Here is a 16,078-nt window from a genome sequence, read left to right as displayed (position 1 = left end):
CGGGATCATTCGAACATCGCGGTATCCGCTGCGATTGATCCTGCGCCGATCAGTTCGAGGCAATATGGCACGGCCGGAAAGACGGCGTTCAGGCACACGTCGATCGAGGACGGTTTTCCGGGCAGGTTAATGATCAGCGAACTGCCGCGCACTCCCGCAGTCTGACGCGAAAGGATGGCCGTGCGCACTTGCCTCAAGCTGGCCTGTCGCATGAGCTCGCCAAAGCCGGGCAACTCCTTGGTGATGACCTGCTGCATGGCTTCGGGGGTGAGATCCCTCGGAGAGGGGCCTGTTCCTCCCGTTGTAAGGATCAGATCGGCCCCGCTCTGGTCGCAAAGCTCGATGAGCAGATCCCGAACGCTTTCCAGGCCGTCGGGAACTATCCGACGGATGAAGTCGCATGGCGATGCCACTACGCGGCGAAGCCAGCGTTCGACGGCAGGACCGCCAAGATCTTCGTATTCGCCGCGACTAGCGCGGTCCGACACCGTGACGATTGCGATCCGGGTCATTCTTCGTTCAGACCGAAGCTGCTGCTTGCCAACCAGGCTTGGCATGGGCGTACCCGTCGACGAGCGTGCCCGGCAGGTCGAGGCAGGAAAGGATAAAGCGGGCAGCCTTGGCATCCTCCGTTCCGTCGGCAAGGGCTCTATAGGTTCTTGCCACCTCGACCATGTCGCACGTATGCGGAGAAAGACGGACGCGCGGCACGCCTCTGGAGGCGAGATCGGCTGGCGCGGGGCAGAAGGCCTGCACTTGGTTGGAGAGGGTCTGCACGCCATTGATCGCGAGGAACTGCTGACCGTCGAGGGTGTCGACCGCTAGACCGTCCGGGTCCCTTTCACAGGTGAACTGGCATGAGTCCTTGTGAAGGCCGTGGATGCGCGCGTGGTAACATCGGCCCGAGAGCGCAAGCGGCAGTCGGCCAAAGGCGAAGATCTCGAACTCCGCCTCGGGACATGAGCGGGCCAGATCGCCAATGGCTGCAAGCGACAATTCCACCGGCGGGCATATGGTTCGGGCGCCGCGTTGGATCAGGAACTGCGCGGAAGCCTCGTTGTAGACGTTCAGGAACGGGCCGACGACGAAGGGTTTGCCGGAACGGGATGGCAGGGCTGTGACATCGTTGATTTCGATCAGCCTGTCGTCAGCGCAGAGGTCTTCGATGCTTCTGCGTTCCCGAGGGGTGGCGGGCGCCGCCAGCGTTGACAGCACCACTTCCTTTCCCGCGCGCTCCAGGCGTTCGATGATCTCGGGCCACGCGGGATCCGAAAACGGCATCCGCTTTCCGCAGACCACCTCGCCGACGTGGACCCGGTCGATCGGAGCCTCGTCCGCTATCCTGCGGTAGAAATCCGAGAGGCGTTCGGGCGACCAATGGAAGAAGACGGGCCCAAGCGTCAACGCAATTCCAGACACGGTGCTATCTCCACTTCTTGCTGTACGCGCCTGCCGTCTGCCTGGAACCTTCCGACTGGCCAGCAAGAATCCGATCGATCTCGATCGCGTCGCCACCTTGCTCGACGGCGTCAACGGCCTTTCGGAAGGCGCGGACCACTTCCGTGACGTAGCCTTTGCCACGCTGGCGTCCTTCGATCTTCAAGGCGGTTACGCCTGCGGCTTTCAGCCCGGCAATCATCCCGCCGGCGTTCAGGCTGACGGGATCTTCGAACAGATAAGAGGTCTTGCCGCCGGCCTTGAATTTGCCCTTGCACAGGGTAGGGTAACCCACCGGTTCGCTTCGCTCATAGCGGTCGATCGTGAACCCTGAAAGCCGAGCTGCCGTGCCGTTCGGCTCGTCGTCGTAACTCACCATTTCGGGTGGCGAGCAGACGCCGTTCAGATTTGGCGATTTTCCCGTCGCGTACGAAGACAGGTAGCATCGGCCCTCGATCATCACGCAAAGCCCCCCGAACACGAATGCTTCCGTTTCCACTTCGATCGCACGGTTGAGCGCCACGATCTCCTGAACCGAAAGCACACGCGGCAGCACCACGCGACGGATGCCGAAACTGGCTGCATAGAATCCGATTGCCTCCGGTGTCGCGGCCGCGGCCTGCACGGAGAGATGAAGACGAACCTGCTTGTGGTTCTTAGCCACGTGATCGAGGACGGCGATGTCGGCCGCGATGATGGCATCTGCGCCGCATTCGGCTGCCGTGTCCGCCGCCTTCCGCCACAGGTCGACATCGTTGACCCGCGCGAAAGTGTTGATGGCGACCAGAACCTTGCTGCCGTGACCATGCGCGAAGCGCGCGCCCTCGGCCAGTTCGTCTGCGGAAAAGTTGAGGCCCGGGAAATTCCGGGCATTCGTTTCGTCGCGAAATCCGCAATAGACTGAATCCGCACCTGCCTGGACGGCTGCCCTCAAGGTTGCGGGGGTACCGGCCGGGCAGACGAGTTCCATGCGTGTGTTCGTCATGCATCGGGCCCTTCGCGTGCAGGATTCCGATCGGATATCTGGCGTGCGACGTTCAAAGCCCCGAGAACCCCCGCGTCGACGAGACGGGCCAGGTGGCCGCGCAGCCCGAGCAGATCCGCCGGGCGAAGCTCGGCGTCCTCTATGGTGTTCCTCAGGGCGAGCACCGCTTCGGTGCGCCCGCTGATCGATATGACCCGGCTGAAGAAAAGCGCGTCGCCGTCCAGTGTGCCGTCGAGCAGGCTCAGCAGCGTCAGAAGAGGTCCCCTGATCAGGACGCTTGATGTCGCGGTCTCGCTCTTCCTTACGACCCGGACGACGGAGCGGTCTCCGTCCGGCACCACGGTAAATGCGAAGGCAAGATCAGTGGGGTCGATGAAATACCGGGCGGAGCGGTGTTCGCCGAGACGCTCGAACAGTCGAGGTTCCCGCCTGGCCAGCGAGCGCAGGGACTGCGTCAGCAGCAGCCCAAGGGGCAGTCCGGCAAAGGTCGGGAAAAGATGGCGAACGACCGACGGCAACCTTGCCTCGGTGTTTCCCGGCATTTGCGCGCCGAGTCCCTGAGCATCTCTCACGCGGGTCTCACGACGGACAGGGTGTTGCGCCTTTCGTCGAGTAGCTCTGCAAAGTTGTCTCTGTTGGGGCAGAAATCCCGATAATGGCGTTCGAAATCCAAGGCGGCGACATGGTCGTGGCACCGACGGCGTTGCGGGCACGCAATGCATGTTCGCGACATTGACCTGTTCCGGGGCGTTGCCCGTGAATGAAAACTTTGCGTGTCAAGGCCAAGTGATTCCATAGCCGAATGAAGCAAGTCTTCAGAGCCGTAGGGCCGACGCATGGCGCTGTCGAATTCGCTTGGCGTTAGACCGATGTCATCAAGGATGCGCGTGCATTCGTCCAGACCGAGCGCCCAAAATTCCCTTCTCGCTGCCCAGCTGCGTCGTTGGTCCTTGAATCCAGTGATCACCGACCGGCATGCTTCGAGAGTCTCGCTGATTAGATCGCCGGCCATCTGAAAACCCTCTAGCTGACCCGACACGGCCCGCATGTTCGCCGTCGGTAACCGTGCGCCGAGTTGTTCGGCACTTGTTTGATAGGGGCGATAATTCGATCGGTCTTTGCGCTAGCGCAAAGTTCTCCCGCGGCCCCGATGGCAAAAGCGCTGGCCGACTACCCGGTCGAGCCGGATACTCGCCATGCATCATCGTTGCTTACCATCGTTTTCAGACCTCTCCTCATTCCTCTCGTGGCTGGATCGCAACGGCGAACTGACGGAAATTCGGGCCCCGGTTTCGACATTCCATGAATTGACCGAGATACATAAGCGGGTGATCGCCACGGAAGGCCCGGCGCTTCGCCTGACCGCGCCTGTCGACGGCGGCGGCCGCAGGTTGGCCTTTCCGGTGGTCACGAACCTCTTTGGCACCCGGCAGCGCGTAGCTTGGGGCTTGGGCACCGACCTCCACGGGCTGGAGACCCTTGGCGCGCTGCTTGCCTGGATGCGGTCGCCTCAGGTGCCGCAATCCCTCCGTCAAGCCCGGACGATGCTGCCTGCTGCGCGAAGCGCACTTGTTGCGCGGCCGAAGATCGTCTCGCCTCCCACGAGTTGGAGCGATGCCGACGTGGACTTCTCGCTGCTTCCCGTCCAGACCTGTTGGCCGGGAGATGCCGGCCCGTTGATTACGTGGCCCGTCGTCATCACCCGCCCGCCTGGTGCGGACGACCCGAGCACGTACAATCTGGGCATATACCGGATGCAGGTGCTCGGCCGCGACCGTGCGATCATACGATGGCTGCCCATGCGAGGCGGGGCCATGCACCATCGCCTGTGGCAGGCAAGGAACCTTCCGATGCCGGTGGCGGTCGTCATCGGGGCGGATCCCGCCACCTTGATAGCGTCGGTCATGCCGGCGCCTGAAGGCGTGTCTGAGTTGGCGCTGTCAGGGATGATCAACAATCGCAGGGTCGGATTGGCACCGTGCAAGAGCATAATGCTTCGCGCGCCCGCCAGTGCGGAAATCGTGCTGGAGGGTGTCGTCTCTCCAACGGAAACGGCGCAAGAGGGGCCTTTTGGGGACCATACCGGATACTACAACGCGCCGGAACAATACCCCGTCTTCAGCCTCAAGCGCGTTCGTGTCCGCGACGGGGCGAACTATCTGACAACGTTCACCGGGCGCGCGCCCGACGAGCCCTCCGTCCTCGGCGATGCGCTGCTCGACGTGTACAAGCCGCTCCTGCGCCAGCAGATACCGGAAATCGTCGACGTGTGGCTTCCGCCCGAAGCCTGTTCCTACAGGATTGCGGTCATCTCGATCGCCAAGAAATACCCTGGGCAGGCGAGGCGGGTGATGATGGGCTTCTGGTCCCTGCTGCCGCAATTCTCGATGACAAAGATGGTTATCGTGGTCGATGGCGACATCGACATTCGATCATGGGCGGACGTGATGTGGGCGCTCGCCACGCGCATGGATCCCTCGCGCGACCTGATGCAGGTGGACCGGACCCCGATCGACCATCTGGATTTTGCCTCGCCGATCGACGGGCTTGGCGGAAAGGTCGGGTTCGACGCGACGCGCAAGATCGGATCCGAGACCTCCCGCGAATGGGGAAAGGAGCTGAAGATGACGGCTCAAGTCGAGGAGCAGGTTTCGCAGCGATGGAACGAGATTTTTGTTCAAACGACCGCCCGGGGGCAAAGATGACCAAACGGATGATTGTCGGCGTTACGGGTGCATCCGGCTCCGTGCTCGCCCTCGAAACCATACGCCAGCTGGTCAGGGCAGGGGTGGAGACGCATCTCGTCATCTCGAAAGGCGCGCGCATGACCATCGCTCATGAGCTTGGCGCCGATGGCCTCGCCCAGTTGACCTCTGTCGCCAACCACGCGCATTCGCACGAGAACCTGGCGGCGCCGATTGCCAGCGGCTCGTTCAGAACGGATGGCATGATCGTCGTGCCATGTTCCATGCGGACCTTAGCGGCGATGGCGCACGGATTGGGCGACAACCTCGTGACCAGGGCTGCCGATGTCGTCTTGAAGGAGAAGCGTCGGCTGGTCATCGCCCCGCGCGAGGCGCCCCTCCACGAAGGGCACCTCGACGCGATGTTGAGGCTGGCAAGGATGGGAGCGGTCATAGCACCGCCGGTGCCGCCATTCTATGTCAAGCTCGCCTCGATCGAGGAAATGGTGGTCGAGATGGCTGCCCGGCTGATTGGCTGGGCGGGCGTGGATCCGGGCAGCAAGCTGACGCGGTGGGGCGAAAAGGTCGCTGTCGGTTAGTCGTTCAGACGGATTGCTCAGCAAGCGAGGATCGCAATGGATTTGCAGATACCGAAGGCTACGGCATACGATGTTCGAAGGCTTCCTGCCGAAAGGAAACGGTCTGCCGTCCTGTCGATGTTCGACGGACTGAGGCCGGGCCAGACATTCACTGTTGTTCTTGATTTCGATCCCGAAACGCTCAAGCGTCAGTTCGAGGCGTTTTTTCCTGACGATTACGTGTGGACTTGTCTTGAAGCGGGGCCGCCGGATTGGCTGGTCGAAATAGGGAGGCCTGAATCCGCGCGGTGATGTCGAAATCGACGAAGCGCTCATTCAGCGACGCGGGTGCTCATCTACCGTGGGATTTAGAACCGCAAAAGCAGCGCTCAGTGAACCGCTCCCGAATGATCTTGCTCAATCCAGTCGCGCCAGTGGGTTGGCCTGATGTCGACAATCATTCCAGTTATGGCGTGCCTCCAGCCTTCCGGAGTCCTTTCGCAAGGGAAAACGAGCGAGTGCGCGCCGTCCTCGTCCAGAACCGCTAGTTCCAGTATACGGGAAAATGGCGCGCTAAGGATTCTCTCCCACATTCGGACAGTATGCGCTCAACTCTCATGACGGGTTTGATTTCGATCATTTTTGCGGCAGCGCGAGGCCGAGACGCTTAGGGGCCAACCAGTGCGGTTTGGCTGAGTTGCCGCATCGAGAAAGCGCCTTCCCTGGCTGTGTTCGCTATGTCGTCGAACAGAAGCGCGACATCCAGGTAGACGCTGCGATCCCGTTCAGCCGCGCCAATTTCATCGAGATCTTGTAGGAAGAAGAGGATGGCTTCGATCCGCTCGCGTTGACTGCGGGCGTTGGCGAGATGTTCGCGCGCCGCTCGCCGGATTTCCAGAGCTGCAAATCGCGCCAGCGCCTCGTCGAGCCTGGATTTGCATTCGCATTCGAGTTGGGTTTCCTTGATCACCGCCGCCAAGCGACTGACAACAGCGATGTCGATGAAGCGCCGAGGGCGCTCTTCGTTACCGCTCACTGGACCGATGGGCTTCATCTGAGGCAATTCAGGCCGTTGGACCTGCTTCTGATTGGCGATGGCAGTCTTGAAAAAGGCATTCTTGAGTTTAGCCGATCATTTTGAAGCCTGTTTGCGCTGGAGCAAATACCGACGTCGATCGCCGACGGTATCTCCTTCCAACTGATCCTTCTCGTCGCGGGCTCGCGAACGAGGATGTTGTGTCGGTCATCCTCTAAGAGGAATGGTTGCATGGATACAGGTGAGAGCACGCCCGCCCTCGAGGTGAAGCGGATGCCGGCGCCGTTTCGGCCATTCTTTCTCATCGCCGGGTTGGACGCGATTGTGGGCGCGGCGGTCTGGCTGCCGTCGGTGTTCGGGATACGAGCCGCTGACTCGACCGGGATTTCTCCCGGCGATTGGCATCGCGACGTGCTCCTGTTCGAAATGATTCCGGCCATCCTGACTGGTTTCCTCTTGACGGCGCTCCCCCGATGGACGGGTCGCCGTGAAGTGTCGCCGCTCACCACGCGGTTGCTGGTAGCTCTCTCGCTGGCTGGTCAAGCGACTTTCTTGTTCCTGTCGCATTCGGTCGGGCTTGCCCTCGCGGCTCTCTTCGTGCTCGCCCTTTTCGTTATCGCAGCCGGACGGGTGGTCGCTGCCCGCGACCGCCGCAACCTGAAGGTACTGGCTCTGCTGCTCGTCTTTTGCGGTGGCAACGTGCTCGCCGCAGCGTCGTACCAAGTGGAATTTGCTCTGCGTCTTGGGCTGGCTTCGATCATCGGCCTCGTCATGATCATAGGGGGACGGGTCGTGCCGGCACTGACGGTGGCCTACGCCGAGGCCGCCGGCGGCCGGATCGCCTTCAATCGTTTCGCGCTCGTGGAGGGGGTGGCAGGGGTTGTGGCAGCATGTGCCCTAGGCCTGTGGGTTGTTGCGCCGCAGGCGCAACTAAGCGGCGCTGCCTGCGCTTTGGCAGCCTGCAGCCAAGTGATACGCGCCGCCCAATGGAGCATCTGGCGAAGCCGGGTCTCGTCGACCGTTCTCGCTCTTCATATCGGATATGGCTGGATCGTCGTGGGCTTTGGACTTCTGGCGATCCACATCTTAAAGCCTGCGAGCCTGGGGCAGGCGGCTGCCGTTCATGCCTGGACGATCGGCGCCATTGGTACGATGGCTCTCGCTATCATGGCGAGCATGATCCGCAAGCACAGCCGCCGCGCGTTTGCGACCTCGGTTCCCGCGACTGGAGCGTTCGTAGCCATGACGATTTGTTGCCTGTCGCGTCTGTTGGTCGAATTGCTGCCGAGTTATGCAGCACCTTTGACGGGCCTTTCAGGCAGTTTGTGGGTTGTCGCCTTCGGCCTGTTTCTGTGGGCTTTCCGCAGGATGCTCATTCCGAGGCTATGAGACGAATCCTTGCAACAACCCCCAAGAAGGCGGAAGCCAGTTGCGGGCCCTGTCGATGCAGGACCGAGACACAGATCGCCCTTTCGGAAGGTTCTGGGTTACTCCCGTCGTTTCATACCCGATGGTTCAGGTGTCTGGCTGCACCGTTCTGGCGAGGCTTCCCTGGCGCATCCAACTTGACCAGGACAAAGCGGGGTTTGGGTAGGGGACGTGCTTCAAGGAAAGAAGCATAGCCCAGCGCGGCCAGGACTAATGCAAAGGCGGCCAAGGGCGCGACGACCATCAAACTATCGGTTGGCACATTCGATCTCCATTCCAAGACGAGTTCAGGAAGCCGCGCGACCGGAGGGAATGCGTTGATCTGAATCAAATGAAAGCAATCATCCCCAGTCTTGACCCTGCGAGGGATGCCAGAAGCGCCTGCCACTGGCTATTCATCGCCAGGCTCGCTGCTGAAATGCGCGTCGAACTTTCCTGGCACCCCATTCCAGGCATCAGCATCGGCGGGCGGTGTCTTCCTGCGCGTTATGTTGGGCCAGGACGACGCGTACTGATGATTGAGTGCGAGCCATGCCGACGTTGCGGGCAGGTCCGTGTCGGGCAAGATCGCCTCCGCCGGACATTCGGGGACGCATACGCCGCAGTCGATGCATTCGTCGGGGTGTATGACGAGCATGTTCTCGCCATCGTAGAAGCAGTCCACCGGGCACACTTCAACGCAATCCATGTATTTGCATTTGATGCAGTTGTCGGTGACGACGTAGGCCATGTTGTCCGCCTCTTCGATGTGCGGCGCGGCTGCGCGTGGTTTCGGGCTGTTACAGCTCGCGGTTCCGGTATCGCTCGGTAGCAGAAGCCTCAGGCGGCGATCGATTTCGGCCCCGATGTCCGGATAGTTTCGGCCCGCGCCGCGGCAAGGGCCATCCAGTCGCGATAGAGGCCTTGATCCTCTTCGGAAAATGAGAGCCGACGCTTCATGTCGTCGAAGGTTTCACCGGGGTGGCACCGATCGTAGTCCCCGCGAACCAGGGATTCGAGGCGGGCGCGCTCGGCTTCATCGGCCGGCCGGATGAAATCGTGGGAATTGCTCAGCATGACAGTCTCCTTTCGGACATTTCCGGGACCGACGCGGCCTGATACGTGTACAGTTCCAGCGCCCAGATTGCGTAAGCCGGGCAATCGGTCCCGCATCGCTCGATGGCCGAGAAGATCAGGCCAAGCCGTTCTTGGCGCGACAGGGCGATCGTCGGCAGGGCTCGGGCACGCAACCGGCTTCGCAGGACATGCAGGGCCCGGGCGGCAAATGACAGGTGGATCACTGGGGTCGATCCCTAAAAGATGCACTGTAGATGTATGTTTTAGGGAACGGATCGGCAAGTGGCTCTGGGTGCGACGCGGTGAAGCGGTTTGCCGACGGTCGCTATGCCGCTGGCTGAATTCCGAAATCCTCGGGACTAAGCAGAAGGTCAGCCAAGGTGTATCGGTCAAGCGTGCCTGAGAAAGCGGCGAGCGCCTCCCTCAGCATGCCGCGCAGGCGGCAACGGGGTGTGATAATGCAGCTGTTCCCGCTCCTGAAACACTCGACCAACGCGAAGTCGGGCTCTGTTGCCCGCAGCACATCGCCAAGCTTGATCCGCTCCGGTGCCCTGGCCAGCGCCAGACCGCCGGAGCGGCCGCGCACCGCCTTCAGGAAGCCGGCGCGTGTCAGCAGGTTGGCCACCTTCATCAGGTGAGAGCGCGAAATTCCGTAAACATGAGCGGTTTCCTCGATCGTGATCAGCCGGTCGCCCTTGGCCGCCGCAAACATGAGCAGGCGAAGCGAATAATCAGAGAAGTCCGTCAGGCGCATTCAAAACCTCTCACTCCGATCCCGTCTCGTCGTCAATGTCAGAAACATGCGCCGGGGAGGCATCTTTTGCAAGGCTGCGCTTTTCGAACGATCGGGGAGGGGGCTAAAACATATATTGACAATGTATCTTTTTGCGTCAAGTATCCGCGCTCAGAGACGCAACGCAAATTGTCTCCCGCGCACGGCGGCGGCCCGCGGCCGGACCGCTTCCGCGCATCACCGTTATCAAAGGAATAGTTCAATGGCGCACGCGACAGACGCAGAAATCAACGTAGTAGATGTCCGCACCCTGGTGCCGATGCAGAGGCACCAGAAGATCTTCGAGCTTGTCGACCAGCTTGCGCCCGGCGGGAAGTTCGTTCTCGTCAACGATCACGATCCAAAGCCTCTCTACTACCAGCTTGAGGCCGAACATCCGCAGCAGTTCTCATGGACCTATTTGGAGCGGGGACCGACGATCTGGCGCGTCGAGATCGGCCGTCTTTTGAAAGCTGCGTGAGGCGCGGCGGGACAAGCCGCCCGCGAACTGTCGCGCGGGCGGCGATCTGGCAGGGGAAGTGACGTGACCGTTGGAGCGGAATCGCAGCTGGACGACGAGAAGGTCAAGGTAGCGCTTCGCCTCGTGATCGATCCGGAACTCGGCTACAACATCGTTGACCTTGGGCTCGTCTACGCCGTCCTGGTCAATGCCGGCGGTGTCGTCAACATCGTGATGACCACCACGACCCGCGGCTGCCCTGCCACCAATTACCTGAAAGAGGGTGCCCGCGATGCCGCGTGGAGCGTTCCGGGGGTCGAATTCGTCGATGTCACCCTGACCTATGAACCGCCCTGGTCGCCACAGAAGATGAGCGCGCCCGCGAAGGAGCACCTCGGCATCGCAGACAGCGAGGAGTGGTGACATGGGCGCAGGCCGGATCAGGACGACCGAGTCGGGCGCTGCTCAGCCTAGCGGCGGCGACAATCAGGTGGCCGCGCTGGCGGACCTTCTGGTCGGCAGCCTCGAGATTCTGGCGAAGGCCGGACAAGCCGATGCCGCCTGCCGGGCGGCCGGGACGGCCTGCGCCGTGCTGCGCCGAGCCAACCCCGTCCAATGGCGGAAATTCAACGCGCTTCTGCACCGTTTGAGCAGCCAGGTGCGGTGGGAGGAGCGGTAGAGGCGACCATCGCGCCTTCGCCGGAAGTGGACAACCGTCAAACCGAGGAGCGATTCATATGGACGGACCTGACCAAGGACCGGATATGCAACACGAAAGCTCGCTGCTGCCCATGCTTGTCGGCGGCCTCGTACTGATCGTGGTCGGCATGCTTGTCGTTGCCTGGCTAGTCTGACACGCCGATCCTTGCGACGATGTCGTGGGATTGATTACGGTCAGTCATCTGGCAAGGATTCATTGTGGCGTCGGCCACGCTTCATCAAAGGCGTTCTGGTTCGCGAGCGGACGGATGCAAGTCGAGATCGGCACGGACGACATCCTCGTAGACGCAAGACTGCTTGCGGATCTGCTGCGTCTCGAGCCAACTGCGGTGCATTCGCTGCTGAGGACAAAGCAGATTACGTCCTTCTGCGAACGGGGAATCGGCGAGCACGTGGGGCAGTATCGACTGACCTTCTTCTATGGGAATCGTCGCGCGCGCCTGAATATCGACTCCGCGGGACGGGTGACGCGGCGCTCCAGCATCGACTTTGGGCAAGCTGCTCTGCCGCGTCAATTGCACCGCGCGGGCGAATAGCCGCAAGATTGCGGGACAACCCGGAGATCCGCTCGATAGGTTGCAGCGAATGAAGTTCGAAGCGATCGGTTGCCATTCAGTCGAAGACCGCTCCCTCAACATCGTCGAGCAATTCAACCAGACTTGGCCTTCGCAGCCAGGCTTTGCCGAGACCCGGCGCCGCTCGGCATGCATCCAGATGCGGGAGGTTTCCTCCTTGTCGCCAGGGGCGCGTCTTGCAGGACCGATATCATGAGCGCCAAGCCAAGTCTCGTCGGCCACCGCCACCGGGCATTCGAGAAGAACGGGGTGGGTCTGGTCGGCGGATTTGTGAAATAGTTTTCGATGTGTGCGATTCCGGCTATGGTCACTCAATCGTTCCGGGGGGAAAGCTATGCTCCTCATCAGAAACTGGGTTCTGCCCGCTGCATCAACAGTAATGTTCGCCCTGCTCGGGCTTGCGATACTTGGGCTTCCGGGCATCAGCTTGATTCAAACCCTGGATGGAAGGCCTGTGCCGGGAGGCATTCTGGCCGAACAGGCCAGCGCAATAATCGCCGAAGGAAACGCATAGGCAGCCACCTCGAATTCTACGGGGTCGGCCTTCCGGGGCAACCCTTGTACTGGGCAGTAGGGGTGGTGGCCCTGATGACCTACATTGGCTATCGACTGGGTGCGTTGGCGAAGTTGCCTAAGCGAGGCAGTCGATAGGGCGCGGTTACTCCGACAGTGCCGCGGGTGTGCAGGGGTACGAAGTCGATCGCGCCCGTCAGCACTTCCAGAAACGGACAGGGTTCTGGCTGTGCCTGAGGCCAGGATTCGTGACCCGCTTGCCCCGGTCGCCGACATAGAGTGCCCAGATAGCGCCGGGCGCTTGCTCCCCAACGAAGCCGATGCGGTAGCTCTCCGAGTCATCGGCATATGGGATATCGGGAAAGTTTTCGGCGGTTGCTGGCAACCATTTATGCGGACGGAACGCCCCGACGACGACCCCTCGGACCACGGCAAGGACGTAGTCAGCCTTCTCGGCCCGGGCTTTCGATATCCGCCAGCAGTAACGGACAAGATTCTAGATGGCTTTTCGGTCGGATCGGTCATCGAGCTTATTGATGTTGATCAGAACGAGCGCGTGCCGAGGGTCGGCAGGAAAGTCGGGTAGCGCGTATTTGTCAACGAGTTCCATATGGTTCATCGGACCGCGATCACTGCTCGCGTGGCCGCCCTGGATGTTGGTCAGGCCCGGATAGGCATCTATGATGGCTGCCTCGACTTCGAATACGGCAACGTCCGGAATCTCATGCCTATGGATGACGTGAAGCACCGAGAGGCCGGCATTCTTGATCGCCCGAATGCGATCCAGTTTTCCGCCAAGCGTCTGATCGCTGTCCTCGGCAACCTCGGGGATGCCCGCTGCATGATCGAACACCCGATTGTTCTTGCCCTTCCCGACATAGAAGGTCTCGCCGTTGCGGGGGTCGATAAGCCTGTAAACGTAGTTGCCAATCTTCTGGCAGACTTCTTCCGGAAAACGCTTAAGCTGTGTCATGATCCCTCGCCGGCCCGTTGTGTGGCAAGACATCAGCGCTCGCGCAAGAGGGGCATGGCCATTGGGGGATCTTCTGGTGACAGCTAGCGTCGGTAGTTGGCGACGCTTCCTGCATATCGAATATCAGTCAACCAAGGATCCGGATTCTGCGTTCAGAATACTGGGCTATCACGGTGAAATTCTGGAGCGATTGATGCCGACCGACGTTGGCACCCGTAGTCTGCAAGGGCTTGAGCCGAGAGGGCGAGCACGGCTCCGCGAAGGACAGCGAAGCGTCGGCCGCTCCGATGGTTCAGGCTAGCTGATCCCTGGCGAGCCCCAGAGCAGGCCCGATTCCAGCGTCCTTGAAACAATCCATCGTTGACGCCCAACCCAGCGGTAAGTCAATCAGTCGAGGATTCGCCAGACGGGTCCGCCTTCAGAACTGCAGCCGCCGTCTACGTTGGAGGCTAGGCCCGGCTTTCCGCCGCATCGAAGCGCGGGAAAAGCACATTGTTCTCCAAGTGGATATGTTCGATCATATCCTCGGCGAGCTGGGCAACGCCCACGTAGAGCGCTTGCCATGAGCGGCAAGCGCCCTCTGGCGTGGTGAAGTTGTCGGTGAGGCTTTCAAGCAGCCGAAGCGAAATTCCCTGGCCGTCGTGCTCGTGCCGCAGTTCCGAAATAGGGATATCGTACTTGCCCTCGGTCCACTGCAGCATCGCCGGAAACAAGATGGCCTCCTCCTTGGCCATGTGTTGCTCCAACTCGCCCCCCAGCAGCCGCAACGCGTCGGAAAGCCCGGCCGGCACCTTCGGATGCTCGCGATGCACGGCCTCAACCTTTCGCGACAGAGCTATAAGCTCCGGCAAGGCACGTCGGTGAGCTTCGTGGTAGCAGGCCTGAATATGGTCGATCAGAACCTCGTTGCTCATTGCGGCAGGCGCCGCGCCGGCGCCATCGGCTGTGCCCAGCGCAGTCAACGCCTGCTCAAGGTCCCTAGGATCGACCCCTCGCCGGTGAGCGGCGCTGTCGAGGGTGAGATCGCCATTGCAGCAGAAATCGATCTTGAACTTCCGGAAAACTGCCGTAGCGCCGGGCAGCGTGGCGGCTATGTCGCCGACGGTGCGCTCCCAAAACGCGGCCTCCGAGGTCTGAACTGTCATTGTCGAAACTCCATGTTTGTGGCCAGGAAGAAAGCCGGTGCACCTGTGGAGGTCAAACCGAAGGGCGACGGCGCACTGCACGACCCCAGCGGAAAATAGCGATTATTGAGCGTCGGTCTTTGTCGCAGCGCAAGCTCCGCCGCCGAGACGGCGTGGGCGATTAATCTCCTCGGGACGCTGCGCCCACCAGGAAGCTGATGCGCCGACGGTTTTGAGGGCGATCGGCGAGATCGGCAATGCGCCGGCTACGGAGACCGGCTGCTATAGGATTCGCACGGGAAGTGCAGAAAACCCGCTTGCCGGATAGATGGCGATCGTCGGCCGCTGGCCGGGCGCCAGCGCGATGCTCTCGGTCCGCTTCAGCAACTCCTCCATGATGACAAGCAGCTCCAGCCGCGCCAGTTGCGCGCCCGGGCAGATATGGATGCCGTGACCATAGAGAAAATTTTGGGCCGGGTCGCGATCGAGGCGGAATTCGTCGGGATCGCCGAAAACCGCTTCATCGCGGTTCGCCGATGCCCACATCAGCGTGATCCTCTCGCCGGATGCGATCTTGCGTCCGCCGATTTCGACCGGCCTAGTGGTCATCCGACGGTTGGAGATGAGCGGAGCATGCATACGCAGTATTTCGTCGATCGCCTCGGGCAGTCTGCTTGGATCGTCCCGAAGCTGCCGCTGGAGATGCGCGTTTTCTGCCAGGTACTGGCCGAGAATGCCGACGCAAGCGGTGATGGTGCCCAGTTCGCCAACGGTCCAGTTGCGTAGGATGCTCACGATCTCCTCGCAGTTCAGCGGTCTGTCGCCGATCCTTTCCCGCAGCAGATCCGTGGTGATGTCTTCCGGCGCGGCTCCGCCGGCGTTCTGCCGCGCGTCCAGCAAATCCGTTATGTAGCCATCGAATTCGAGGGCGATCGCCGCCATCGCCGCGGCATCTCTAGCCAAGGTGGCCTCATGATTCCTGCGAACCCACGACAGCAGCGGCTCGTGCAGGCTGTCCGGCCATCCGAGAAAGGCGCACTGGATTCGCACGGCGAAGCGCTGGGCAAGTAACGTTATAAGTTCGATTTCCACGCCCCGGTCGAGGCCGGATAAGAGCTCGGCCGAGATCGTCCGGCAAGTCGGCTCGAAGCCTCGACACGCGCTGGCTCGAAATGCCGCTCGATCAACTTCCGGTAGGCCGTGTGCAGGGGCGGGTCCATGCCGTTCGGCACTGACAGATGCGTGGAGACCGCATTGCTGAACGTCCGATGATCGCCCAGCGCGTCCAGGACATCCTCGTGGCGGAACAGCGACCAGCCGAGGTACTCGCTATATGCCACCGGACAGCTGCGGCGCATCTGATCATACGCCTTGATTTGATTTGAAAGGACCACATCGGATCTGGGGTCCCAATCAGGTTGCGGCTTGCTTGGCATGGGATCCATCAAAATCTCCCGGTATTGCCCCGCTTGCGAGGCCACAGCTGTGAAAACCTTCTCCTGCTAGCTCAGCAGGCACGGAGGGTCTTTGAGCCCGCGCAAACAATCGCATCGCCACGGTTCTGATTTATCCGGGGCAGGGGGCCAAGGCTGGCCATCCGTCCGGACAACTGCGTCAGGTGTCGAAGAGGAGACAGACGCTCAGCCGGCGTATCTTCGCCAAGGCGTTTGCGCGTGCGCAAAGACGGTGGCTCGCTTGGGCTTCATATTTTAAAGCCAGACGCAGCCTGAGGATGCA

At 61.2% G+C, this 16,078-nt stretch carries 20 protein-coding genes and 1 pseudogene; 9 read left to right on the top strand and 12 right to left on the bottom strand.

From position 1 onward, the window contains the following. Positions 1 to 5 precede the first annotated feature (5 nt). From mog to ubiT, 4 genes are read right to left on the bottom strand one after another with little or no spacing between them, the layout of a single operon-like run. Positions 6 to 512 carry a molybdopterin adenylyltransferase gene (gene mog, locus WDX12_RS28585; RefSeq protein ID WP_434722846.1) on the bottom strand — a complete coding sequence of 169 codons (507 nt, stop codon included), beginning with the start codon at positions 510 to 512 and terminating at the stop codon, positions 6 to 8. 7 nt (positions 513 to 519) lie between these two features. Next, positions 520 to 1,419: a ubiquinone anaerobic biosynthesis protein UbiV gene (gene ubiV, locus WDX12_RS28580; protein WP_434722845.1), complete on the bottom strand. Its 900-nt coding sequence runs from the start codon at positions 1,417 to 1,419 to the stop codon at positions 520 to 522. Positions 1,420 to 1,423: 4 nt separating this feature from the next. Then, entirely contained in the window at positions 1,424 to 2,422 is a 999-nt protein-coding gene (ubiU, locus tag WDX12_RS28575) for a ubiquinone anaerobic biosynthesis protein UbiU (RefSeq protein ID WP_434722844.1), read from the bottom strand. Then, a complete protein-coding gene (ubiT, locus tag WDX12_RS28570) occupies positions 2,419 to 2,964 on the bottom strand; it encodes a ubiquinone anaerobic biosynthesis accessory factor UbiT (RefSeq protein WP_434722843.1) in 546 nt (181 codons plus the stop codon). The genes ubiU and ubiT overlap by 4 nt, the downstream gene beginning before the upstream one ends. Positions 2,965 to 3,618: 654 nt before the next feature. On the opposite strand from ubiT, the gene WDX12_RS28565 reads away from it, so the two are divergent. From WDX12_RS28565 to WDX12_RS28555, 3 genes are read left to right on the top strand one after another with little or no spacing between them, the layout of a single operon-like run. Continuing rightward, positions 3,619 to 5,127: a UbiD family decarboxylase gene (locus WDX12_RS28565; protein WP_434722842.1), complete on the top strand. Its 1,509-nt coding sequence runs from the start codon at positions 3,619 to 3,621 to the stop codon at positions 5,125 to 5,127. Further along, the gene (locus WDX12_RS28560; RefSeq protein ID WP_434722841.1) at positions 5,124 to 5,705 is read left to right on the top strand and encodes a UbiX family flavin prenyltransferase; all 582 of its coding nucleotides are present in this window, start codon (positions 5,124 to 5,126) and stop codon (positions 5,703 to 5,705) included. Before WDX12_RS28565 ends, WDX12_RS28560 begins: the two co-directional genes overlap by 4 nt. Before the next feature lie 36 nt (positions 5,706 to 5,741). Beyond that, positions 5,742 to 5,996, top strand: a complete 255-nt coding sequence (locus WDX12_RS28555) for a DUF2249 domain-containing protein (RefSeq protein ID WP_434722840.1) — start codon at positions 5,742 to 5,744, stop codon at positions 5,994 to 5,996. A 355-nt stretch (positions 5,997 to 6,351) separates the two neighbouring features. Here the strand turns inward: WDX12_RS28555 and WDX12_RS28550 are convergent, their stop codons facing one another. Next, complete coding sequence (locus WDX12_RS28550) at positions 6,352 to 6,738, bottom strand: hypothetical protein (RefSeq protein ID WP_434722839.1); 387 nt, start codon at positions 6,736 to 6,738, stop codon at positions 6,352 to 6,354. A gap of 213 nt (positions 6,739 to 6,951) precedes the next feature. Between WDX12_RS28550 and WDX12_RS28545 the strand changes: the two genes are divergently transcribed. Continuing rightward, positions 6,952 to 8,109 (top strand): NnrS family protein, encoded by a 1,158-nt coding sequence (locus WDX12_RS28545; RefSeq protein ID WP_434722838.1) that lies wholly within the window; start codon positions 6,952 to 6,954, stop codon positions 8,107 to 8,109. A gap of 430 nt (positions 8,110 to 8,539) precedes the next feature. On the opposite strand, the gene fdxA is transcribed toward WDX12_RS28545, so the two are convergent. From fdxA to WDX12_RS28525, 4 genes are all read right to left on the bottom strand, one after another. Beyond that, positions 8,540 to 8,878 (bottom strand): ferredoxin FdxA, encoded by a 339-nt coding sequence (gene fdxA / locus WDX12_RS28540; RefSeq protein ID WP_434722837.1) that lies wholly within the window; start codon positions 8,876 to 8,878, stop codon positions 8,540 to 8,542. 89 nt (positions 8,879 to 8,967) lie between these two features. After that, on the bottom strand, positions 8,968 to 9,204 hold the full coding sequence (locus tag WDX12_RS28535; RefSeq protein WP_434722836.1) for a hypothetical protein: 237 nt from the start codon (positions 9,202 to 9,204) through the stop codon (positions 8,968 to 8,970). Continuing rightward, positions 9,198 to 9,428 (bottom strand): hypothetical protein, encoded by a 231-nt coding sequence (locus WDX12_RS28530; protein WP_434722835.1) that lies wholly within the window; start codon positions 9,426 to 9,428, stop codon positions 9,198 to 9,200. Before WDX12_RS28530 ends, WDX12_RS28535 begins: the two co-directional genes overlap by 7 nt. A gap of 101 nt (positions 9,429 to 9,529) precedes the next feature. Continuing rightward, positions 9,530 to 9,958, bottom strand: a complete 429-nt coding sequence (locus tag WDX12_RS28525) for an RrF2 family transcriptional regulator (protein WP_434722834.1) — start codon at positions 9,956 to 9,958, stop codon at positions 9,530 to 9,532. Between the two features lie 241 nt (positions 9,959 to 10,199). Here WDX12_RS28525 and WDX12_RS28520 point away from each other — a divergent pair, with 241 nt between their 5' ends. From WDX12_RS28520 to WDX12_RS28500, 5 genes are all read left to right on the top strand, one after another. After that, complete coding sequence (locus WDX12_RS28520) at positions 10,200 to 10,457, top strand: DUF2249 domain-containing protein (RefSeq protein WP_434722833.1); 258 nt, start codon at positions 10,200 to 10,202, stop codon at positions 10,455 to 10,457. Positions 10,458 to 10,520: 63 nt separating this feature from the next. Continuing rightward, positions 10,521 to 10,859 carry a metal-sulfur cluster assembly factor gene (locus tag WDX12_RS28515; RefSeq protein ID WP_434722832.1) on the top strand — a complete coding sequence of 113 codons (339 nt, stop codon included), beginning with the start codon at positions 10,521 to 10,523 and terminating at the stop codon, positions 10,857 to 10,859. 1 nt (position 10,860) lies between these two features. Further along, positions 10,861 to 11,115, top strand: coding sequence for a hypothetical protein (locus tag WDX12_RS28510; RefSeq protein ID WP_434722831.1), 255 nt, complete (start codon positions 10,861 to 10,863; stop codon positions 11,113 to 11,115). 289 nt (positions 11,116 to 11,404) lie between these two features. Further along, on the top strand, positions 11,405 to 11,692 hold the full coding sequence (locus WDX12_RS28505) for a DUF6522 family protein (RefSeq protein ID WP_434722830.1): 288 nt from the start codon (positions 11,405 to 11,407) through the stop codon (positions 11,690 to 11,692). Positions 11,693 to 12,065: 373 nt separating this feature from the next. After that, positions 12,066 to 12,245 carry a hypothetical protein gene (locus tag WDX12_RS28500; protein ID WP_434722829.1) on the top strand — a complete coding sequence of 60 codons (180 nt, stop codon included), beginning with the start codon at positions 12,066 to 12,068 and terminating at the stop codon, positions 12,243 to 12,245. A 495-nt stretch (positions 12,246 to 12,740) separates the two neighbouring features. Here WDX12_RS28500 and WDX12_RS28495 read toward each other — a convergent pair whose 3' ends face one another. From WDX12_RS28495 to WDX12_RS28485, 3 genes and pseudogenes are all read right to left on the bottom strand, one after another. Then, positions 12,741 to 13,217: an LEM-3-like GIY-YIG domain-containing protein gene (locus WDX12_RS28495; RefSeq protein WP_434722828.1), complete on the bottom strand. Its 477-nt coding sequence runs from the start codon at positions 13,215 to 13,217 to the stop codon at positions 12,741 to 12,743. Positions 13,218 to 13,666: 449 nt separating this feature from the next. After that, positions 13,667 to 14,362 (bottom strand): iron-sulfur cluster repair di-iron protein, encoded by a 696-nt coding sequence (gene ric / locus WDX12_RS28490; RefSeq protein ID WP_434722827.1) that lies wholly within the window; start codon positions 14,360 to 14,362, stop codon positions 13,667 to 13,669. Positions 14,363 to 14,623: 261 nt separating this feature from the next. Further along, positions 14,624 to 15,786 (bottom strand): annotated as a pseudogene (locus tag WDX12_RS28485) (cytochrome P450). Positions 15,787 to 16,078 lie beyond the last annotated feature (292 nt).

Source organism: Mesorhizobium sp. RIZ17 (genome assembly GCF_051127865.1).
Classification (GTDB): Bacteria; Pseudomonadota; Alphaproteobacteria; order Rhizobiales; family Rhizobiaceae; genus Mesorhizobium; species Mesorhizobium humile.
This window is presented reverse-complemented; position numbering and strand designations above follow the sequence as displayed.